This is a genomic window from Pseudomonas vranovensis, from assembly GCF_040438935.1.
GTDB classification, from domain to species: Bacteria; Pseudomonadota; Gammaproteobacteria; order Pseudomonadales; family Pseudomonadaceae; genus Aquipseudomonas; species Aquipseudomonas vranovensis.
In genome coordinates this window covers 770,286-791,764 of record NZ_CP159259.1, presented here as the reverse complement: position 1 = coordinate 791,764, position 21,479 = coordinate 770,286, and the positions used below count along the sequence as shown (strand labels likewise).

Genomic DNA, 21,479 nt, shown 5'->3' with positions numbered 1-21,479 from the left:
TCAGGGCTGCGGTGCCTGCAACAGCCGTTCGAGCTGCGCATCCAACCAGGCCGCGAAGGCCGGCGATGGCACGGCGTCGACCGCCAGGTACCACCAGTCATCAGCGGCGAAGGCCCGGCACTTGACCGCATCCTTCTCGGTCATGATCAGCGGCAGCGCCGGTGTGAAACTGAGGGCCTGGGCGCTGTACACCGCGTGATCGGCAAACGCATGCGCTACTGGCCGCCAGTCTAGCCCTTGCAGGGTATTGAAGAAACGTTGCGGGTTACCGATACCCGCCACGGCATGCACGGCCTGCCCAGCGGGAAAGTGTTCCAACCCCACACGCTCACCACTGCGGACATTGACCAGGGCGGTGGGCTTGAGGACAAAAGCAAAGCCATCGTCGCGATCGCCGGCGGCCCCGTTGTAGAGCACCGCATCAACATCCTGCAGGCGCTCCACAGGCTCACGCAGCGGACCTGCGGGCAAGCAAAGGCGATTGCCCAGGCCGCGGGCGGCATCGATCAACACCAACTCCAGATCGCGCGCCAGCCGGTAATGCTGCATCCCGTCATCACACAGGATCAGGTCCAGCGGTTCACTGGCCAGCAATGCCTGCACGGCGCGCGAGCGGTCCGGGTCGATCATCAACGGCACGCCACTGCGCTGCACAATCAGCAAGGGCTCATCGCCGGCTTGCGCTGCGCTCTGCTCGGCACTGACGCGCCAGGGTAATCGAGGAGGTTTGGCGCCGTAGCCACGGCTAACCACACCGACGCGCAAGCCTTGCTGACGACAGTGCTCGATGAGCCAGAGAATCATGGGGGTTTTACCGGTGCCGCCTACGGTGATGTTACCCACCACCACAACCGGCACCGGGGCCCGGTAGCTGCTGGCCTCCCCCGACAGGAAGCGCGCACGCTTGCGCAGCACCACCCGGCGATACAGCGACTCCAGCGGGCGCAACAGCGCCAGGGCCGGGTGCCCGGTATACCAGGCATTGAGCAGGCGATCGGCAAAGGCCATCAAGGAGTCCCCGAAGCAGCCTCGACCGTGGTCATGCGCAATTGGCTGAAACCGAGCTTGCCGGCCGCATCCATGGCAGTCACCACCGCCTGGTGCGGGGTCTTGCCGTCGGCGCTGATCGACAACGGCATTTTGGTATTACCTGCAGACTCTTTTTGCAGGGCTTCGATCAGGGTGGCCAGATCGCTCTTGGGCAACAGGTTGTTGTTGACCGAATAGACGCCATCAGCGCTGATGGTGATGTCCAGTTGCTTGGTTTCGGTATCGGGCGCCGGGGCGCCACTGACCGACTCCGGCAACTCGACCCGCAACTGGGTTTCACGGGTGAACGTGGTGGTCACCACAAAGAACAGCAGCAGGATGAACACCACATCGATCAATGATGCCAGGTTGATGTCCACGGTCTCCCGTGGCTTGCGCCGGAATTTCACGCCTTGCCCTCGGCCAGATCGACATCCCGATCGCCCTGCACAACCTCGACCAGCTTGATGGCTTCCTGCTCCATGCCAACCACCAGCTCATCGATGCGCCGCTGCAGGAAACGGTGGAAGAACACCGCCGGGATACCGACCATCAGGCCTGCTGCCGTGGTGATCAGCGCCTTGGAGATACCACCGGCCAGCACGGAGGCGTTGGCGGTCATGCCGGTGCCCATGAACGAACTGAAAATGTCGATCATGCCCAGCACGGTACCGAGCAAACCGAGCAGTGGCGCCATTGCGGCAATGGTACCCAGGGCATTGATGTAACGCTCCAGCTCGTGGATAACCCGTGCCGCGGCTTCTTCGATGCACTCTTTCATGATCTCTCGACCATGACGGGAGTTGGCCAGGCCGGCAGCGAGGATCTCGCCGAGCGGCGAATCGGCGCGCAGGGCCTTGAGCTTGTCACTGGTGAGTTGTTTGTCCTTGATCCACATCCAGACCTGCCCGAGCAGGTGCGGTGGGGTGACCCGGCTGGCACGCAGGGTCCACAGGCGCTCGGCGATGATAGCCATGGCAGCGATGGAACTCAGAATGATCGGCAGCATCATCCAACCACCGGACTTGACCAATTCCCACACAGTTAGCATCCCCTTGAAAAAGTCCGCCACTTTACCATAGGACCCTTGGGCACTCATCTGCCGAAGGTCGTCAACTGGGGTCACGCCAGAAACGTGGCGGATCACGCATCCCCAACGGCTCGCCGAAGTCGCCCAGACGCAGGCGCACTGCGCCGCGTACGGCGCTGTCGAAGACTTCGATGCCATTTGTTCGGTAGCGTTCCATGACCTCGGCATGGGGATGGCCGAACGCGTTGTAGCGCCCCCTGGAGATCAATGCTCCGCGCGGCGCGGTGGTACTCAACAACGATTGGCTGGACGAACTGCGGCTGCCATGGTGCGGAGACTGCAACCAGTCGACCCGGGTGGCCTGCCAGTCATGTGCCCAGGCCCGCTCGCCGGGTGCATCCAGGTCCCCGGTAAGCAACAACCGCTCACCACTCGCCTCAACCAACAGCACACAAGAGTCCTGGTTGCTGTCACGAGCGCCTGGCCACTGCCAGAGCGAAAAGCTCACTCCATCCCACTGCCAGTGCTGGCCGTTGTCGCAAGGCTGCGCCTGCAATACCGCCGGCAGTCTTGCCGACCCTCCAGCCACGACCCTGAGCACTGGCAGACCGCGCAGCACCGCTGGGGCACCGCCCGCATGATCGGCATCGGCATGACTGAGAAGCATGAGATCGAGCGCATTCACACCCAGCTTGCGCAATGTCGGCAGCACGATGCGCTCCCCCAGGTCCTGGTCTCCCATCGCGGGCCCTGCGTCATACAGCATCGCGTGGTCGCGGGTGCGCAGGACAAAGGCCAACCCCTGGCCGACATCCAACTGCCAGACTTCCACCTGGCCGTGGGGCACCCGCTCCCTGGGCGCGAATACCGCCAGTAGCAGCAGTGGCCAGCCCAGCACCCGCATCGGCACTCCGCGGGGCAACAGCAGCAACAGCGCGCCTGTACATACCAGCCCCCACACGAACCAGGACAAGGGTTCTGGCACCCACGCCGGGTGCCAGTCCGCCAGTGCCGCCAGCAGTCGAAACAAACCGTCGAGCAAGCCGCCGGCCATCCAGAGCAGGGATTCGCCCACCAACGGCACGGGTAACAGCAACGTCCCCAGTAGCGCCAAGGGCAGCACCGCCAGGCTGATCCAGGGCACGGCAAACACATTGGCCAAGGGCGCCGTCACACTGACCGGCAGCTCCAGCGCCAACAACACCGGCAGAAGCCCCAGTGCAATCAGCCACTGCGCCCGCCCCCAGGCCAACCAGCGGTTCCAGGCGCCCAGGCGGCCACTGAAGGTCAGGGTCAGTACCGCAACAGCGGCAAACGACAACCAGAACCCAGGCAGCAAACTGGCCAGTGGCTCCCACAGCAACACCGCAACCAGCGCCAGCAATAACGGCAGGCCTACGCCGAGATGGCGAAAGCGCAAGCGCCATAGCAGCACCATCGCAAGCATCATGCAGGCACGCTGCACCGGCACCTGGAAGCCGGCCAGCAACCCGTACCCCAGGGCAGCGGCAAACCCCAGGCCGCACGCCCAAGGCAACCAGGGCAGGCGTTGAGGCCACCAACCCAATCGGGCCAGTGCGGCGATCAGTCCATAGACCAAGCCGGCCAGCAGGCCGATGTGCTGACCGGAAATCACCAGCAAGTGAACCGTGCCAGTGGCCTGCAGTACATCCCAGTTTTCCCGGGCAAGGCCCTTGCCATCGCCTAGCACCAGCGCCACCAGCTCGGCCTCACGCCCCTGGGCATCGACACTCAGCAAGCGCTGGCGCACGCCATCGCGCCAGGCGGCTTCAGCAAGCGCCAGGCGCTCACCGGCCTTGACACTGCCGGTAGCGCCGACGCGTCGAGCCAACAAGGTCGCTTCGCGATCCGGACCATGAGGGTTGAGCAAGCCGTGGGGGCGCTTGAGGCTGACCGCCAGGCGCCAACGCTCGCCACTGAATACCGGTGGCCCGCCAAACCAGCTCAGTTGCAGCCGACGTGGCAACTCGGCGCGCCGCGAGTGAGCCTCTTCAAGCTCGAACCGCACCACGCGCCCACCCTGCTCGGGCAACCCGACCACCCTGCCCTCCAGCCACACAGTGCGACCATCAAGTGCCGGTGCCAGGCGATCATCCAGCGCCTGCTGCGCCGAAACACACGCCCAGCTCAATCCCAGCAGGAACAAGCCCAGTAGGCGAGCCCGCCAAGGCAGGCAACAAAGCCCGATCAGGGCCATCATGGCCACTATTCCGACCGATGGCACAGCCGGTAGAACCCTGAGGCACAACAGGCCCAGAGCAAGCGCTAACATCCCTGTGCGCATGATTTGAAGCTCCAGTAAAAATCCGTCCCCTGAGGCTTAGTTCACTGGAGTCGTGCATCCGCTCAATAATTGTCACAAAGTCTGTAATGGGGCGTTTTTAGATTCCGTGCATACTTGCCACCTTCATATAGCCGAGAGCCTACATGCCGCGTCGTCTCTTCAAACGCTACATGCCCGACCCGACCAGCATCAGGGAACACAAATCCTTACGCTTTCTCGGCCGGCTGTTGCACGACCCGAACCTCTGGCACCTGAATCGGCACTCGGTTGCGCGAGCAATGGCGGTTGGCCTGTTCGCCGCGTTTATTCCGATTCCGATGCAGATGCTGCTGGCGGCAAGCCTGGCGATCATGATTCGCGGCAACCTGCCGATTGCGGTCAGCCTGGTCTGGCTGACCAATCCGATCACCATGCCGCCGGTGTTCTTCTGCACCTACCAGATGGGCGCCTGGCTGATGCAGATCCCCCCCAGGACCTTGCCTGAGGAACTGACGTTCGAATGGATCACCGACCAGCTTTCCACCCTTTGGCAGCCCTTTCTGCTGGGCTCAGTGGTGTGCGGCCTGCTGCTCGGCGGCCTGGCCTACTGCCTCACCATGCTCTACTGGCGTTGGTGGGTGGGCCGGCAGTGGCGCCGGCGCAAGCAAAAAGCGTCAGGTACGCATTCCTCGCCCACTGACCAGTAGGCGAGTGCAGCCGAAGTACAACACGGCGGTGGCAATCAGCATGAAGGTGATGGCCACGCCGATGCGTATATCCGATACCCCGAGAATACCGTAGCGGAACGAGTTGACCATGTGCAGCACCGGGTTGGCCATCGACACCGTCTGCCAGAACGGTGGCAGCAGGTTGATGGAGTAGAACACCCCACCCAGGTAAGTCAGCGGCGTCAGGACGAAGGTCGGGATGATCGAGATATCGTCGAAGTTGCGCGCAAACACGGCGTTGATAAAGCCGAGCAACGAGAAGATGGTCGCGGTCAACACCACCACCAGAATGGTCACGCCCAGGTGGTGTACCTGCAGGTCGGTGAAGAACAGCGACAGCAAGGTCACAATCAACCCCACCGCCAAGCCGCGCAACACGCCGCCCAGGGTGTAGCCGATGAGAATGGTATGGGGAGAAACCGGCGAAACCATCAGTTCCTCAATAGAGCGCTGGAACTTGCTGCCGAAGAAACTCGACACCACATTGCCATAGGAGTTGGTGATCACCGACATCATGATCAGCCCCGGCACGATGTACTCCATGTAGGTGAAACCACCCATGTCGCCGATCTGCCGACCAATCAGGTTACCGAAGATCACGAAATACAAAACCATGGTGATCGCTGGCGGCAGCAATGTCTGTGGCCAGATTCGGGTAAAGCGGCGAACCTCGCGATAGACGATGGTATTGAGGGCGACCAGGTTGGCGCTCAGTTCCGAACTCATACCGCCACCTTCGCCAGGTTTTTCTCAACCAGAGACACGAACAACTCCTCGAGACGATTGGTTTTGTTGCGCAGGCTTTGCACTTCGATGTTCTGCAGGGCCAGCTGGCTGAACAGCGCAGTAATGCCCACGTCCTTGTCCACCTGGACTTCCAGGGTATGCGGGGTGACCAGCCGGCACGGGTAACCGACCAAGCTGGGCGCCTGGGGCAGGTCCTGCTTGAGGTCGAGCAGGAACGTCTCTACATGCAGCTTGCTTAACAGCGAGCGCATGCTGGTGTTCTCGACAATGGTGCCGTGGTCGATGATGCCGATATGACGGCAAAGCTGCTCGGCTTCTTCCAGGTAGTGCGTGGTCAGGATGATGGTAATGCCCTGCTGGTTCAGCTCGGTCAGAAAGCTCCACATCGAGCGACGCAGTTCAATGTCCACCCCCGCCGTTGGTTCGTCGAGAATCAGCAGGCGTGGCTCATGCACCAGCGCCCGGGCGATCATCAAGCGACGCTTCATGCCACCGGAGAGTGAGCGCGACGGCACATCGCGCTTGTCCCACAACCCCAGCTGGGTGAGGTACTTCTCGGCGCGCTCCTTGGCCACCTTGGCTGGGATACCGTAATAGCCGGCCTGGGTCACGACGATATCGAAGGTCTTCTCGAACTGGTTGAAGTTGAACTCCTGCGGCACTACGCCAATACAGCGCTTGAGCGCGGCCGGCTGGCGATCCAGGTCGTTGCCGAAGATATTCACGGTGCCACTGGTCTTGTTGACCAGCGTCGAGAGGATACCGATGGTGGTGGACTTGCCGGCACCGTTGGGGCCAAGCAGGGCGAAGAAGTCACCTTCGGCGACATCCAGGTCGATGCCCTTGAGGGCCTGGAAGCCGTTGCCGTAGGTCTTGGTTAGCTGCCTTATGGACAGAGCAGAACTCATAGCGGGTCATGCACCAGAATGAAGGGGTCAGGAAGCGACTGGACAGACCGGCCGCAGTGAATATGGCCATGGTGCTTGCCCAGGCCATACAAGTACAGTCATGTGTATCGATAATAACTATCAGGGTGACCGCAGCGATCAGGTCAGCGCGGTCATCACTGCAGCCTGATAGGCCGGGCGTTCCTGCAAGCGCTCGTACCAGGCGCGCAGGTGGCGCATCTCGGGCCGTTCGATGGGCATTTCAAACCATGCGTAGACAAAACAGCCCAGGGGGATATCACCCATGCCCAAGTGCTCCCCCGACAAGTACGGACGCTCGGCCAGCGTCTGATCGGCGATCGACAGCAGTTGCGCACAGGTCTTGTGTGCGGCATTGATCGCCACCCAGTCCTGCTGGTCGGCCGGCGTGCGCAGGATGCCCCAGAACAAAGGCCGGAACGGCGAGGCCAGAGAAGACGTGACCCAATCCATCCACTTGTCCGCCTCGGCGCGCTGACGAGGCTCATTGATATACCAATCGACATCCTTGCCATATTGCGCACACAGATAACGCACGATGGCATTGGACTCCCAAAGCACCAGTCCGTCGTCCTCGATCATCGGTACCAGGCCATTGGGATTCAGCGACCGGTATTCGGGCTCGTTGACCAGGCCGAAGGCGCCGCCGGCATCGATCGACTCATATTCAAGGCCCAGTTCCTCGGCGCACCACAGCACTTTCCTGACATTGGTCGAATTCTTCCGGCCCCAGATCTTGAGCATGACGTCGTCCTGATGAATGTTCGGGCCGCCCAGTCTACTCCTGACATTTTTCGAGGCAATCGTTTGGGCATTCCGGCGAACTCCCGGAACTCCACCCGGTCATTGTTCAAGCAAGCCGAATATTGGATGCCGACTAAGCTCTGAGGGGTCGCTCGATACCCCGACGTTCACGGAGGAAAGGATATGTTGCTGTTGTGGTTGGTTGTTTTGGTGATCGGTGCAGCCTATCTGGCCCACCGACGCATTGGCGCCGTGCCGGCGCTGGCCATCCTCGCGGCCTATGTGCTGCTGATGGGTATTTTCAGTCACGCGCCCGGATGGCTACTGGCGATCTTCTGGCTGGTGCTAGCGGCAAAAGCGGCCCTGGTGCTGCTGCCCGACCTTCGCCGCAAGGTCTTCAGCGGCCCGCTGTTCGGCTGGTTCCAGCGCACCCTTCCGCCCATGTCGCAGACCGAGCGTGAAGCCATAGACGCCGGCACCGTGTGGTGGGATGGCGAGCTGTTCAGCGGTCGCCCGAACTGGAACACCCTGCTCGGCTACTCCCGGGCAGAACTGAGCGAAGAGGAACAAGCCTTCATCGACGGGCCTACCGAGGAACTCTGCGCCATGGTCAGCGACTGGCAGATTGGCCAGGACCTGGACCTGCCGCCCGCGGCTTGGGAGCATATCAAGTCCCATGGTTTCTTCGCCCTGATCATTCCCAAGGAATACGGCGGCAAGGGCTTCTCGGCCTACGCCCACTCTCAGGTCGCCATGAAGCTGGCGACGCGCAGCGGCGACCTGGCCTCGACCGTCATGGTCCCCAACTCCCTGGGGCCGGCCGAACTGCTGCTGCACTACGGCACCGACGAGCAACGCAACCATTACCTGCCACGCCTGGCCCGCGGCGATGAGATCCCCTGCTTTGCCCTCACCGGTCCACTTGCTGGCTCCGACGCAGGTGCCATGCCCGATACTGGCATTATCTGCAAAGGCCAATGGCAGGGCGAAGAGGTCGTTGGCCTGCGCCTGAACTGGGAAAAGCGCTACATCACGCTGGGACCCGTTGCGACATTGCTGGGCCTGGCCTTCAAGGCCTATGACCCGGAACACCTGCTGGGCGATGAGGAAGAACTGGGCATCAGCCTGGCGCTTATTCCCACCGATCTCCCAGGCGTCGAGATCGGCCAGCGCCACTTGCCCTTGGGGGCAGCCTTCATGAACGGTCCCAACAGTGGCAAGGACGTGTTCGTGCCGCTGGACTTGCTGATCGGCGGCCAGGCCATGCTCGGCAAAGGCTGGATGATGCTGATGAACTGCCTGTCGGTCGGACGCTCGATCTCCTTGCCCGCAGTGGGTACGGGTGCTGCCAAGTACACCAGCCTGGTCACCGGCCAGTACGCGCGGATTCGCGAGCAGTTCAATGTGCCGCTGGCGGCCTTTGAAGGCATCCAGGAATCCCTGGCGCGGATCGGCGGCAATGCCTTTCTGATGGACAGCGCCCGCCTACTCACGGCGAAGGCTGTCGACCTGGGAGAAAAGCCTTCGGTGCTGTCGGCGATTCTCAAGTACCACCTGACTGAACGCGGCCGCGAGTGCATCCAGCACGCCATGGACGTACATGGCGGCAAGGGCATCATCATGGGGCCGAACAATTACCTTGGGCGAAACTGGCAAGGGGCGCCGATCTTCATCACGGTAGAGGGCGCCAATATCCTCTCGCGCAACCTGATGATCTTTGGCCAGGGTGCAATTCGCTGCCACCCCTTCGTACTCAAGGAAATGGCCCTGGCCGGACGGGAAGACCATGTCCAGGCGCTCAACGAGTTTGACCAGTTGCTGATGCAGCACATCGGCTTCGCTGTCGGCAATGCTGCCAGCACCCTGGTCCTGGGCCTTGGCCTGGGCCACTTCGAGAAGGCCCCCGGCGATGCCCTGAGCCAGGGCTATTTCCGGGCCCTCAATCGTCAGGCGGCGGCGTTCGCCCTGCTAGCTGACCTGTGCATGATGCTGCTCGGTGGTGAGCTTAAACGCCGCGAGCGACTGTCTGCACGCCTGGGCGATGTGTTGAGCAACCTCTACCTGAGTTCAGCCGCACTCAAGCGTTACTACGACCTTGGCTCCCCAGAACATCTGCAACCGCTACTGCGCTGGGCCCTGGAGGAAAGCCTGGGCCTGGCAGAGAAAGCCCTGGACCGCCTGCTCGACAACTTCCCCAATCGCTGGCTGGGCTGCGCGTTGCGCCTGGTGGTTTTCCCGTTTGGGCGCCGGCATACCGGTCCAAGCGACGCACTGGACGCAGAGGTGGCTGCGCTGATCGGCCGCGCCAAAGGCGACCCGGCACTGGAGGAACTGCTTGCCGGCTGCTACCGCCCACAAGACCCCAATGATCCAGTTGGCGCCTTGCAACAGGCCAGCACCCTGCTCGATGCGTGCATTCCCTTGCAGCAAAAACTGCATCAGGCGCTAAAGAGCGGCCAGGTCAACCCGACACCAGGCGAGTCAGCTATCGAGGCGGCCCTGCGCGTCGGCGCGCTTGAGGCTGACGAAGCACAGACCCTGCACGCCGCCGAGGCAGCTCGACGCACCGTGATAGATGTCGATGCATTCAGCAAGGAAGCTCTGCAACCCACCCCTGGCAAAATTCGATAAGGGCCGGGACATCGGGCGCCGGGAGCCGTATACTCCCGCGCCCGTTTTTGCTCATGAGGACCGCCTGCATGGCTACCGATCGCCTGGAATATCATCTCGCCCTGCTCTCCCACCTGCGCACTATCCTGGCTGCCCTGGGAGAGGCCGAGCAGGTGCCGGAAGAAAGCCACGCGCTGTTCCTGGAGCGTTTCGACGACCTGATGCTACAACTGCCGGTCGACCCGGAAAGCACCTACCTGGGCCAGGACCTGATGTGCCAGGTTATCCAGCGCTATCCGCAAATCGCCCATCTGGTACCACGAGACCTGCTGTGGTTCTTCGGTGGTGACTGTCTGCACTACATGCCGGACGAAGAACTTCAGGTGTACCAGACCCTGGAAGAGCGTCGTTACGAAGCCGAGCAGAGCGACGAGCCCTTCGACTGGAACCAGGAAAAACAGCTGCTGAGCATGTCCGACGACGACAGCAAGCACTGAAAAGACTCGCTGCAATTCCCGACGGGGAATTGCAGCGACCTGGCCACACCAGGCAGCGTTGCCCCGCAATAGATATTTAGCCCCCAGCCGTTACAACACCCTTTCATTCTTCCTGCACTCAACCACGGGCCAAAAGGCTCATAGACTGCAGGAAGCCATCATGTCAGATCAGCCACGAACCCCACCCGTTCATCCTGATGAAGCTGCTTTTCATACCGCGCGCAGCCATATGGATCAGCGCGTCTTGACGTATATCGAGAACAATCTAAACCTCTATTTCGGACCACTCGACAGCGAAAGCCAGCAACGATACCTACAGCTGAGCAAGCTGATTGGCACTCAACAGAACACCTTGATTCAGTTACTTGCCGATTGCATGGCAACGTTCGAGCAAGACAGCGTCAAACGCCTCCAGGACTCCCTCCCCGTTCATGGCCAAGAGCGCATCGATCCAACGACCTGGTACTTCCACACTAAAATTCTTGAAGTGCCCGTTCGTAGCCGTAGAGACCTCGCCGCCACCGCCGCCAGAGAACGCACTCAGTCCTTTACCCTCTGGGATGCGGCAAGGTTGGATTTATCCCACACGTATCCGCCGTCCTACCAAAACAGCTATCTGGAACACAGCTATATCAGTCGACATGCCAATGGCGCAAAGGAGCACACGCCAGTCCTCAGTGCGGAAACCTTCGAGCAGGTTGCCCACCGCCTTGATCTGGGGACAGCGTTGCAATCACGCCTGGACACGGCAATGACTGCCGATGCTAATAGGCTCCTATCTCAATACCATGAGAACCTGTTCGAACTTGCCGGACTGGATGCCATTCGCGAACCGCAAGCAAACGGTATTACGCCACAGGAATTACCCGCAATAGCTGGCATCTTTAACGATAAAGCCCAGCCTTGGACCCAGTGCAAACTCACGTTCGCCGACGCATCCATTCCGCTGCCTTTTTTTCTTCGGCGGTTTACGGCATTCGGCACTCACCAAAGCGTCAGCTATTTTCCAAATCGCCCCGGCGGGGCTTTGCGTCGACACTTCAGTCACGACGAGGCCGTTGACTCAATCATCGAGCAAATTCGAGCGAACCCCACGGAGGCCTGGTTTATCGCAGCCTTGAAGCACAGTGACCAGATAACGCTGCGCAATCACCTGAAAACCCCCGCCATCAATCGATCAGACCTGAACTGGGCAGCCAAACTTCTCTATGCCGCCTTCGGAGACACAACAACGCCGCAGCACACACTCGCGATCAGTCCATACGCCTGTAAAGACTCACTGCGCGAAAACTTGACCCTGCTGGAAAAGTCCACGGTCAAATCGAACCTGGCTTCATTGGCGGTGACACTTGGCGAGCGACGCTTCAAATCGCTGTCCGATCACGCCAGCATCGTTTTATGGCAGACATTGGAGCTACTCACGCTTCCTGCGCCGGGGGGCGTTACCGGGCTCAACCGGGTAATGTTGGCTGCTACGTTTGGCAGCATGGCCTATCAGACCTTCACTGCCGGCATTGCCCTGAATCACGGCAATCGTACGGAGTTCATACAAGCGCTGGGCGATATCTCGGATCTTGCTATCAGCGCCCGCCTACAAGGAATAGGGGCCAGGCTCTCAAGGCGCCGGACTCGCCAACTGATCAACTCCATGGGCAATCCCAGCATCGTCAACCTGGGAAGTCACCGGCAGGCCCTGCACTGGCCGGACGACGATCACCATGAATATCTTTCAGCGTACGACAGCACCGACAACTTGACTGACACCCTATTGCTTCAACAGCTTCTGCCTGAACATCTGCCGACCATCGAACCCCAGAGGGCCCAGTGGTTACTGGGCCTGGCGAATGTAGAACGCTCGCAACTGGACCTGCTCTGGCGCTCAGGTGCCACACCTCCCTGGCAATTGCTCGAAGTACTTCAACTGGAGCTCACGGATTTCAAACCTGGTTTTGCAGACGATCCCGGGGCATTGACCGAGCGATTTCCTGCGCTTTCTCCAGCAGCGCGTGACCATCTGTTTCTGCAGCACCCAGAGTTGCGCACGCTCGGCAGCGACAGCCCGATCTCCAGTGAGGCACTGAACGCCATCCTGCAAGTACAAATGGAGCAACGCGTACTGCAAGGTGTTTTTGGCTTTTCGGCAACCGCAGATTTTTCAAACCCCGCCGATAGCGAAGCGCTATTTTGCGCGCTCCTCATCAGCCGCCCTGGCTGGCCAACGTCGTTGGGCATTCGTGTGCACACAGGTGCAATTGATCACGGCGGACAAGTCACTGCTACACCCACTGTCCTTGCCCAATACGCATTGGAAGCCCCCCAGACCTTCATTAATCTGTACCGCACATCCAATCGCTACGCAGGTAGCTTCCACACCGGCGACTTGATTCAGATCGGGTCCGGCCAGGCCGGCTTGGCCAAAGCGATACTTCGCACGCTAAATGACGAACAACGCATAGCTATCGGCTTCGATGTCTACGCCAACGACGCACTGATCAACACCCTTCAGCGCCAGGCCGCAGGGCTGCGTTCCGATCTGGTGGAGTTGTTACCGCATACCAATCAGTTTCCACTGAGCGCATCGCGGTTATCCACCTTTCGCCTGCCAATGGACGTCGGGGAAGCACAGCCCAATAGCGAAGGGATTATCACACTTGATCACAAATACTATGTGTTGATCGAAGACGGCGTGTATCAAGTGCTGCGTGACAAACAAGCCTCTTCACCAGCGCAAGCAATCTGGCGCATTGTACATGCCCAAGACCCTGTTGCTCAGGCAGCGAACAACGAGTACCAGGCATCACGTCCCGGCCGCAGCGAGGCTATCGCTCTGGACGGTCAGGGCCACTGGCAAGGCATTCTAATTGGTGGGCTAGGAGGGTCTGGCAGGGGTGCTGGTGGTGGACGCAAGTTGATGGAAATAAAGGCAAAGAACGAAAAGATCAAGCAGGAGCTCAATGCGTCAGCAGACAAACTCGATAAGTTTGTAAGGGTCATGCCAATCATCGCGAACGTTACATCCCAGCCTGGGGCGAAGCGCGACACAGCCAAGCAAAAATACCACGAATACATTCAAGACCTGGAGCTGCACAAGACCTTGCTGGAGCAGCACCGGGAATTCCTCACCCTATTGGACTCTCCCGCTCACTTCCAAAAAAGCTACCAATTGATTGTAGGGAAATTGATTCTCGCGCTGAATCACGTTGCCCTGATCGCCGATCTGGACATGCACGACAGGCTGGACGACGACAATCTGGACCCCACTTCGGGCCTGGATATTTTCAATGCTTTACTCACGCCTAAAGTATGCGGCGACTACCGTAGGTCTCGACGCATTGCCCTGGACAGTTTTATCGAAAAACTTCCCTTGACGCATCAACGCGACCAGCTCTTGGCTCAACTTGACCAGCAGGCGCTCCCCCGAGTCGAGTATCAACAGATCAATGATATCGACTCACTATACACGCACTACCAAGTCCGCATCGGTATGGTGAATCTGCGTAGCCAGTTGCTGAGTGTCAGCGATACACACGACTTGACTGCGCCCGCAACACTCAGGCCGCAACCGTTGCACCTGCAACATGACTTCACCCAGGCAGCCTTGTTACTGATCGATATCGCTCAAACGCCTGAAGACAAACAATTCGCACTGCTCGCACACCTCCAGGAACGGCTTGATGCAATCGGTGAAGGATACAAACTCCTCAAGGAAGACCATCCTTCCAATGCGCTCGATTCCGACGCCGCGCACATTGATGAATGCATCAAAGTTGTGGACTTTTTCCGTGACCGAAGCCTGCAGCAATTGCAAGTTCTGTTGCAACAGAATGAAGGGAAGCAAGCGCCCTCCACCGACTTGAAGGGCATAGACATCGAATACCTGCCAGCCCTGCCCTCCACCTCTTCACATCCACACACCGTCCGCCGAAGCAAACGCATCATTGCCATGCAGCATCACGACAACTACCGGCTGGTACTGGCGGAGCAGCGGGGAGCCGATACCAACACGTTGACTTTGCTGGATGTCAGTGATGGATCGACGCCACGACAGGTTGAGCACACCCTACTCAATGGATGGCGGGAAAAAGTCATCGCAGCCGAGCGCACACTCGCTCAACTGGGTAATGCTGCAACTCGAAACCTCAAGGATATTGATCGACTCGTTCGGCAGGCCAACGCTCAGGCTCAGGGGAACGATGCAGTGGCTGCAAACGTCTACGAACCCTTACTAAACCGCGTCGACACCTTGAACGCCTTGATCGCAAATTTTGACAGGCAGGCGACTAACGCCCCGCTTGAAACCCAATGGCTCGAGCAGCGCCAGGACCTTGTCAAAAACAGTGACATGTTGCGAAATCTGGCCCACGAACTGACGCTGAAGATCTACAAGAACCCTGAAAAACCCAATGCCAGCTACCTGACCAATCTGATACGCCTGCAAGAGGTCAACGTCAGAAAACTGAACGACACCAGGCTTTTGATTGGTAAAGGCAGCAAACGCCACTACATGGATAAATACCTGATCACCGATCTGCAGGCCCAGCCGCTGTGGGAAGCCCATTTTCATTACCCTGAGGCCAACACCCCACGAGAGCGCTTTGCTCACGGTAGCGGCCACCTGAAATCACTGGCGGATGCACGCAAGGGTATCGAGTACCAACGCCGGCAGGCGCAGCAAGGCCTGGAAGTACGAAGTATTCTGCGGGTAGAAGTCTCAACATCGCTGGGGAGTTCGCTATTCAGCCTTGCCGATCAGCATCGTCACTGATGTAGAGGAATATGGGGGCAAAAAAAAACGCCGTTCAATTGAACGGCGTTTTTAGATTTGGAGCGGGAAACGAGACTCGAACTCGCGACCCCGACCTTGGCAAGGTCGTGCTCTACCAACTGAGCTATTCCCGCATTTTGAAGCATCCGGCTTTCACCGGGCAGAAAAAAAGGGCAATTGCCCTATTTTCCTGATCTGCAGCGTGCCAACGCCACAGAAAGAATTTGGAGCGGGAAACGAGACTCGAACTCGCGACCCCGACCTTGGCAAGGTCGTGCTCTACCAACTGAGCTATTCCCGCAAAATGGCGTCCCCTAGGGGACTCGAACCCCTGTTACCGCCGTGAAAGGGCGGTGTCCTAGGCCACTAGACGAAGGGGACGACGCCCAAAACATGCAACGCATGTTTCAGTGACCAGATTCAAACCCTGAAGGCCTGTATCTGGATTTTTACAAGCCCTGCCGTAAAGCAGAGCTTTTGTAAACTGGAGCGGGAAACGAGACTCGAACTCGCGACCCCGACCTTGGCAAGGTCGTGCTCTACCAACTGAGCTATTCCCGCATTGGCGTCCCCTAGGGGACTCGAACCCCTGTTACCGCCGTGAAAGGGCGGTGTCCTAGGCCACTAGACGAAGGGGACACACTACAACATTCACTCCCTGCCGCGTTCCGCTGTGTGCTTTACGCTGCAAGTGGCGCGCATTCTAGGGATGCTTTGGGAAGTCGTCAACCCCTCTGTATAAATTTATTTAAATCAATGACTTCCCAGTGCTTTGCAGTGCTGTACCTGGATGGCCCGCGCCTGGTCCTTGGCGTTTATTTATTGGCACACATCTGTGACCCAAACCCTTACGGCTGCGGCAACCCAGCGGCAAAACGCCATCAAGGGGCCGTGACTACCGCCAAACAACCCTATCCGCCTAAATGCTTAGCCACTACACTCAAATGGTAAATCATCCTGTATGAGGCGTTAACGGTGACACCACTTATGATCACCCTGCTTATTGTGGCGGGGATCGCGTTATTGATCGTGATCGGCTATCTCAATAACGTAGTCGAGAGTAACAAGCTCGAGCGCGCGCGGCTGAAGATCGAGCTGGCTGATCGCTTGCGCCGCTGTGGCGAGATCACCGAAACCTTTCCCGGCCAGTTGATGACCCCTGCCCTGAAACTGCTGCTGACCCGCCTTGAACTCAACCTCAACCAGCGCCAGCTCGCCGTGGACAAGCACAACGGCGAAATCCGCGCACGCATTGCCGAACTTGAAGCCCTGATCGCCCAGGGCGAGGCGCTGCCGGTGAACAACCCACCCGCGCCGATCCAGACCGAAGCCCGGGCCAAGGATGTACGTTTTCTGCTCGAAGGCCTGCACAACCAGATTACCCGCGCCGCCCAGGAAGGGTTTCTGCCTACCAGCGAAGCCAAGGCCTGGATCAAGGAAATCCGCCACATCCTGGTACTGCTGCATATCGAGTTCTTCAACAACCTGGGCCAGCAGGCGCTGCAGCAGAACCAGCCGGGGCACGCACGCCTGGCCTTCGAGCGAGGGGTCCAGTACCTGCGCAAGCAGCCAGACCCAGCGCTGTACCGCGAACAGCTCGAGTACCTGGAAAAGCTCCTGGCCCGCGCCAACGCCCAAGTGTTGAGCCAGCTCGAGCCCGCAGCAGATGAAGTCAACGAGCTGACCGAAGGGCTGAAGACCGACGGCAACGATGACTGGAAGAAGAAGGTTATCTACGATTGATTTGCAGGAGCGGGCTTGCCCCACGGTAGCGATTTGACTGATTAATCGCTATCGCGGGGCAAGCTCGCTCCTGCGCGTATCAGCAGTCGGTCAGGCGCAGGAAAATCGCCGCCAACTTCTCAAGCCCAGCTTGGTCCTCGACGCTGAAGCGTCCATGCCTGGGGCTGTCCAGATCCAGCACACCAATCAAACGCCCTTCCTTGACCAGCGGGATCACCAGTTCGCTGTTCGATGCGCTGTCACATGCGATATGCCCCGGGAAGGCATGCACATCGTCGACTCGTTGAGTTTCACGACTGGCCGCCGCCGCGCCACAGACACCCCGACCGAACGGGATACGTACACAGGCAACCTGCCCCTGGAATGGCCCGAGCACAAGCTCCTCATTGCGATTCAGGTAGAATCCCGCCCAGTTCAGATCTTCAACCTGGCTATAGATAAAAGCCGAGAACTGCGCCGCATTGGCGATAAAGTCACGCTCATCGGCAAACAAGGCTTCCAGCTGCGCTGCCAACAGGCCATAGCCCTCCAGCCCGGCCTCGGAAGCGTTCAGGTCGATCATTGCTTTTGCTCCAACAGTTGCAGTCCAACCCAATAACGAGCGAACTGATAGGCACAACGGCCATTACGGTTGCCGCGGCCGGTTGCCCAGCGCACTGCGGCTTTTTCAAGTTCCTCGTCACGCTGCCAGACCAGCCCCGGCCCCTTGGCCAGCTCGGTGATCCAGTGTTCGACCACATCGAGGAAGTGCTCCTGGGTAAAGGGGTAGAACGACAGCCACAGCCCAAAACGATCCGACAAGGCAATCTTGTCTTCTACCGCCTCGTTGGGGTGCAGCTCGCCGTCAACCATCTTCCAGTTTTCATTGTCGCTCTGCTTCTCCGGCACCAGGTGCCGGCGGTTCGAGGTGGCGTACAACAGCACGTTGTCCGGTGCTTGCTCAAGCGAACCGTCGAGCACGCTCTTGAGCACCCGATAATCACCTTCCCCGGCTTCAAACGACAGATCATCGCAGAACAGTACGAAGCGCTGAGGCAGCTTGCTCAGTTGCTCGACCACGCGCGGCAGGTCGGCCAGGTGATCGCGTTCAATCTCGATCAGGCGCAAGCCTGCCTCGGCGTGCTCAGCCAGCAAGGCGCGCACCAGCGAAGACTTGCCCGTGCCGCGCGAACCCCACAGCAACGCATGGTTGGCGGGCATCCCGTCGAGGAACTGACGCGTGTTGCGCCCCAACTGGTTGCGCTGCACGTCAACGCCAATCAGGTCCGACAGGCGCATATCCAGGCTGACCTCCAGCGGCAGCAAGTAGCCGCTGCGACCGTCGCGCTGCCAACGTGCAGCCAGGCAGTGGTTCCAGTCGATCTGCGGACGTGGTGCGGGCAGCAAGGGTTCGAGGCGAGCGAGCACCGTTTCGGCGCGCTCCAGAAAAGCATTCAAACGAGAGTCCACAACAGCTCCTCAAGACAAATTCAAGGACAACGGCGCAACTGAATGCGTGACAGGGCATGCCAGCAGCCGGGGTTGATCGGCTATGCTTGCGCAGCGCACGGAACGTGAAACTGGCTCGGGGCTCATGGATATAAAGTTCACCAATCGCCTGTCCTACAAGCAAGCCCGACTGACGGTCCTGGTCGGCTTCATCCTCGGGACCTTGCTCAGTCTCATCCAGATCGGTATGGATTATGCCAGTGAAGATGCCTCCATCAACCGTGAGATGCAGGCATTACTGAAAATCAGCCATAACCCGGCTTCACGCATTGCCTACAACATAGATGCCGAACTTGCCCAGGAGTTGACGGGCGGACTGCTGCAATCGCCAGCGATCACCCGAGCCTGGCTGATCGACAACAATGAAACCGTACTGGCCGACGTCCATCGACCACGCCAGGAAAGCAGCTACCGCTTTATCAGTGACTTTCTGTTCGGTGAAAGCCGACAGTTCCAGGACCCCTTGTTCTTCAGCCACATGCCAGACGAGTACCTGGGTACCTTGTACCTGGAGGTTGATACATTTGCCTTCGGCAATCGCTTTCTCGAACGGGCCGAAATCACCCTGCTCAATGGCTTCGTACGCAGCCTGGTCTTGACCTGCATCCTCCTTGCCCTGTTCTACTTCATGCTGACCCAACCGCTGGTGCGGGTGATCAGCGCCCTGGCCAAGAGTAATACCCGCCACCCCGCACAATCGAAACTGTCGTTTCCGCCGGGCCACGAACACGATGAGATTGGCGTACTGGTCAAAGTGGCCAATCAGCAATTCGTCAGCATGAGCACTGAAATCCAGCAGCGACGCAATGCCGAGAATCGCCTGACCGACTATCTCAACGAGCTGGAAAACATTGTCTCGGCGCGCACCCTCGAGCTCAAGGCCAGCAATACCCGCCTGAGCCAGTCCAACGAGGAGCTTGAACAGGCAAGGCGCCAGGCCCTGGATATGGCGCAAGCCCGGGCGGCTTTCCTGGCCAACATGAGCCATGAGATCCGCACCCCGCTCAATGGCCTGCTGGGCATGATCGCTCTGTGCCTGGACAGCCCGCTCAATGCCGAACAACGCCAGCAATTGTCCATCGCCCATGATTCAGGAAAAGTGCTGGTGGAACTGCTCAACGATATCCTCGACCTCTCCAAATTCGATGCAGGCCAGCTGGAGCTTGAACGCATACCGTTCGACATGGGCGCCCTGGTCGAAGACACCGCCAACCTGCTGTCACAAAATGCAGCGCCCAATGTCGAGCTCACTTGCCTCATCGACCCGCAGTTTCCCTCCATGGTCCTGGGCGATCCCACACGCGTGCGGCAGATAGTCAGCAACCTGCTGTCCAACGCACTCAAGTTCACCCGTTTCGGCCGTGTCGACGTGCGCCTGGGCGCCTATACCGGCGGTGTACGCCTGGAAGTGTGCGACACAGGCATCGGCATTCCGAGGGAAGCCCAGGTGCGCATTTTCCAACCATTCACCCAGGCCGGTGCCGGCATCACCCGCCAGTACGGTGGCACAGGCCTCGGCCTGGCACTGACCAACAACTTGTGTGAAGCCATGCAGGGGCGTCTTAGCATCAGCTCGGAAGCCGGCTTCGGCAGCCAGTTCTGTGCCGAGCTGCCCCTGCCCACCCACAGCCTGGCTGTACCGGCCGAGCGCTTGCGCGGTCGTATTGCCGCCATCAGCAATGCCGCCAGCGGCCTGGCCGAGTTGCTGGAAACCGTGCTACCCGACTGGGGACTGGATTATCAGCGCTACGACAGCCCCGACGAACTGAACAGTGCCGCACCCGATCTTCTGATCACCGATAACCTGGACTGTCTGTTCAGCCTGCGTCCGCAGATCACGACGCCGATTTTGCTGGTGACCGCCTACGGCAACTTTCTCCCCGGCGAACAGGCGGCGCAGCTGGCGCCGCTTCAACAACAAGCCCGTCCCCTGGCACGCAACGCCCTGTACCAGACCCTGCGACGCACTCTGATTGGCAATGACAGCACCCACCTGTCGGCACACCACGGTGCCCTGCTCAGCGAACGCCGCGCACGCATTCTGTTGGTGGAAGACAATCCGGTGAATCAATTGGTGGCCAAGGGCATGCTGGCCAAACTGGGTTGCGAAGTGAACATCGCCGCCCACGGCGCCGAGGCACTGGAGCAGTTGCATGCCACACCGTTCGACCTTGTCTTGATGGACTGCAACATGCCGGTCATGGACGGCTATGAGGCCAGCCGCAGAATCCGCCAGAGCGGACACTGGCCCGACCTCCCCATCGTCGCCCTGACCGCCAACGCCATGCCCGAAGAGCGCGAGCGTTGCCGGGCGGCGGGCATGAACGACTACCTGGCCAAGCCTTTTCGACGAGAAGAACTACTGGCCCTGATCGACCATTGGGTTCCCTTGACCGCTACCTGAGCAACTTCTCGATGGAGGCAGCCAAGACCTCGGGCTTGGTACTGGGTGCATAGCGCGTGACACGACCGCTGGCCGGATCGACGAGGAACTTGGTGAAATTCCATTTGATCCTTTGCGAGCCGAGCAACCCTGGCGCGCGCTTTTTCAGCTCTACGAACAAGGGGTGCGCCTGGGCCCCGTTGACCTCGATCTTGCGAAACAGCGGAAAGCTCACACCGAAGTTCTTCTCGCAGAATTGGGCAATCTCCCGCGCATCGCCCGGCTCTTGCTTGCCAAACTGATTGCACGGGAACCCCAACACCACCAGGCCGCTGTCGCGATAGCGTTGCCAAAGCTGTTCGAGACCCTTGTATTGCGGGGTAAAACCGCACTGGCTGGCGGTGTTGACCACCAGTAGCACCTTGCCCTGGAAATCCCCCAGGACCTTCTGCTCACCGCCCAGGGTAATGCAGGGAAGGTTCAGCAACGCGTCGGCCATGGCCGC

The 21,479-nt window shown here is 59.6% G+C and carries 16 protein-coding genes and 5 tRNA genes; 6 read left to right on the top strand and 15 right to left on the bottom strand.

Going from position 1 to position 21,479, the window contains the following annotated elements:
- From lpxK to ABVN19_RS03705, 4 genes are all read right to left on the bottom strand, one after another.
- Positions 1–1,008, bottom strand: coding sequence for a tetraacyldisaccharide 4'-kinase (gene lpxK / locus ABVN19_RS03720; RefSeq protein WP_028943769.1), 1,008 nt, complete (start codon positions 1,006–1,008; stop codon positions 1–3).
- Positions 1,008–1,439, bottom strand: coding sequence for a biopolymer transporter ExbD (locus ABVN19_RS03715; protein WP_028943768.1), 432 nt, complete (start codon positions 1,437–1,439; stop codon positions 1,008–1,010). Before ABVN19_RS03715 ends, lpxK begins: the two co-directional genes overlap by 1 nt.
- Complete coding sequence (locus ABVN19_RS03710) at positions 1,436–2,071, bottom strand: MotA/TolQ/ExbB proton channel family protein (RefSeq protein WP_167332113.1); 636 nt, start codon at positions 2,069–2,071, stop codon at positions 1,436–1,438. The genes ABVN19_RS03715 and ABVN19_RS03710 overlap by 4 nt, the downstream gene beginning before the upstream one ends.
- Before the next feature lie 70 nt (positions 2,072–2,141).
- Complete coding sequence (locus tag ABVN19_RS03705) at positions 2,142–4,364, bottom strand: DNA internalization-related competence protein ComEC/Rec2 (RefSeq protein WP_105642798.1); 2,223 nt, start codon at positions 4,362–4,364, stop codon at positions 2,142–2,144.
- Positions 4,365–4,507: 143 nt separating this feature from the next.
- Here ABVN19_RS03705 and ABVN19_RS03700 point away from each other — a divergent pair, with 143 nt between their 5' ends.
- On the top strand, positions 4,508–5,050 hold the full coding sequence (locus ABVN19_RS03700; RefSeq protein WP_028943765.1) for a DUF2062 domain-containing protein: 543 nt from the start codon (positions 4,508–4,510) through the stop codon (positions 5,048–5,050).
- Here ABVN19_RS03700 and ABVN19_RS03695 read toward each other — a convergent pair.
- The 3 genes from ABVN19_RS03695 to ABVN19_RS03685 form a co-directional block, all read right to left on the bottom strand.
- Positions 5,018–5,797, bottom strand: coding sequence for an ABC transporter permease (locus ABVN19_RS03695; RefSeq protein WP_028943764.1), 780 nt, complete (start codon positions 5,795–5,797; stop codon positions 5,018–5,020). The genes ABVN19_RS03700 and ABVN19_RS03695 overlap by 33 nt on opposite strands.
- Positions 5,794–6,726 carry an ABC transporter ATP-binding protein gene (locus tag ABVN19_RS03690; RefSeq protein WP_028943763.1) on the bottom strand — a complete coding sequence of 311 codons (933 nt, stop codon included), beginning with the start codon at positions 6,724–6,726 and terminating at the stop codon, positions 5,794–5,796. The genes ABVN19_RS03695 and ABVN19_RS03690 overlap by 4 nt, the downstream gene beginning before the upstream one ends.
- Before the next feature lie 138 nt (positions 6,727–6,864).
- A complete protein-coding gene (locus ABVN19_RS03685) occupies positions 6,865–7,488 on the bottom strand; it encodes a glutathione S-transferase (protein WP_028943762.1) in 624 nt (207 codons plus the stop codon).
- Between the two features lie 183 nt (positions 7,489–7,671).
- On the opposite strand from ABVN19_RS03685, the gene ABVN19_RS03680 reads away from it, so the two are divergent.
- From ABVN19_RS03680 to ABVN19_RS03670, 3 genes are all read left to right on the top strand, one after another.
- A complete protein-coding gene (locus ABVN19_RS03680; RefSeq protein ID WP_028943761.1) occupies positions 7,672–10,119 on the top strand; it encodes an acyl-CoA dehydrogenase in 2,448 nt (815 codons plus the stop codon).
- Between the two features lie 68 nt (positions 10,120–10,187).
- Positions 10,188–10,595 (top strand): PA2817 family protein, encoded by a 408-nt coding sequence (locus ABVN19_RS03675; RefSeq protein ID WP_028943760.1) that lies wholly within the window; start codon positions 10,188–10,190, stop codon positions 10,593–10,595.
- A gap of 160 nt (positions 10,596–10,755) precedes the next feature.
- Positions 10,756–15,360: a hypothetical protein gene (locus tag ABVN19_RS03670; RefSeq protein ID WP_146117357.1), complete on the top strand. Its 4,605-nt coding sequence runs from the start codon at positions 10,756–10,758 to the stop codon at positions 15,358–15,360.
- Positions 15,361–15,418: 58 nt separating this feature from the next.
- Here the strand turns inward: ABVN19_RS03670 and ABVN19_RS03665 are convergent.
- The 5 genes from ABVN19_RS03665 to ABVN19_RS03645 all read right to left on the bottom strand — a co-directional run bounded on the left by ABVN19_RS03665 (position 15,419) and on the right by ABVN19_RS03645 (position 15,999).
- Positions 15,419–15,494, bottom strand: a tRNA-Gly gene (locus ABVN19_RS03665).
- 91 nt (positions 15,495–15,585) lie between these two features.
- Positions 15,586–15,661, bottom strand: a tRNA-Gly gene (locus tag ABVN19_RS03660).
- 4 nt (positions 15,662–15,665) lie between these two features.
- Positions 15,666–15,741: transfer RNA gene (locus ABVN19_RS03655), tRNA-Glu, on the bottom strand.
- A 104-nt stretch (positions 15,742–15,845) separates the two neighbouring features.
- Positions 15,846–15,921 (bottom strand) — tRNA-Gly (locus tag ABVN19_RS03650).
- 2 nt (positions 15,922–15,923) lie between these two features.
- Positions 15,924–15,999 (bottom strand) — tRNA-Glu (locus ABVN19_RS03645).
- Between the two features lie 336 nt (positions 16,000–16,335).
- Here ABVN19_RS03645 and ABVN19_RS03640 point away from each other — a divergent pair.
- The gene (locus ABVN19_RS03640) at positions 16,336–17,103 is read left to right on the top strand and encodes a hypothetical protein (RefSeq protein WP_028943758.1); all 768 of its coding nucleotides are present in this window, start codon (positions 16,336–16,338) and stop codon (positions 17,101–17,103) included.
- A 79-nt stretch (positions 17,104–17,182) separates the two neighbouring features.
- On the opposite strand, the gene ABVN19_RS03635 is transcribed toward ABVN19_RS03640, so the two are convergent.
- Both ABVN19_RS03635 and ABVN19_RS03630 read right to left on the bottom strand, forming a co-directional pair.
- Positions 17,183–17,665: a GAF domain-containing protein gene (locus tag ABVN19_RS03635; protein WP_028943757.1), complete on the bottom strand. Its 483-nt coding sequence runs from the start codon at positions 17,663–17,665 to the stop codon at positions 17,183–17,185.
- A complete protein-coding gene (locus ABVN19_RS03630; protein WP_028943756.1) occupies positions 17,662–18,552 on the bottom strand; it encodes an ATP-binding protein in 891 nt (296 codons plus the stop codon). Before ABVN19_RS03630 ends, ABVN19_RS03635 begins: the two co-directional genes overlap by 4 nt.
- A gap of 82 nt (positions 18,553–18,634) precedes the next feature.
- On the opposite strand from ABVN19_RS03630, the gene ABVN19_RS03625 reads away from it, so the two are divergent.
- Positions 18,635–20,995, top strand: a complete 2,361-nt coding sequence (locus ABVN19_RS03625; RefSeq protein ID WP_105641754.1) for a response regulator — start codon at positions 18,635–18,637, stop codon at positions 20,993–20,995.
- Here ABVN19_RS03625 and ABVN19_RS03620 read toward each other — a convergent pair.
- A complete protein-coding gene (locus tag ABVN19_RS03620; RefSeq protein WP_105641753.1) occupies positions 20,988–21,473 on the bottom strand; it encodes a glutathione peroxidase in 486 nt (161 codons plus the stop codon). The two genes, ABVN19_RS03625 and ABVN19_RS03620, sit on opposite strands and share 8 nt — an antisense overlap.
- Positions 21,474–21,479: the final 6 nt, after the last annotated feature.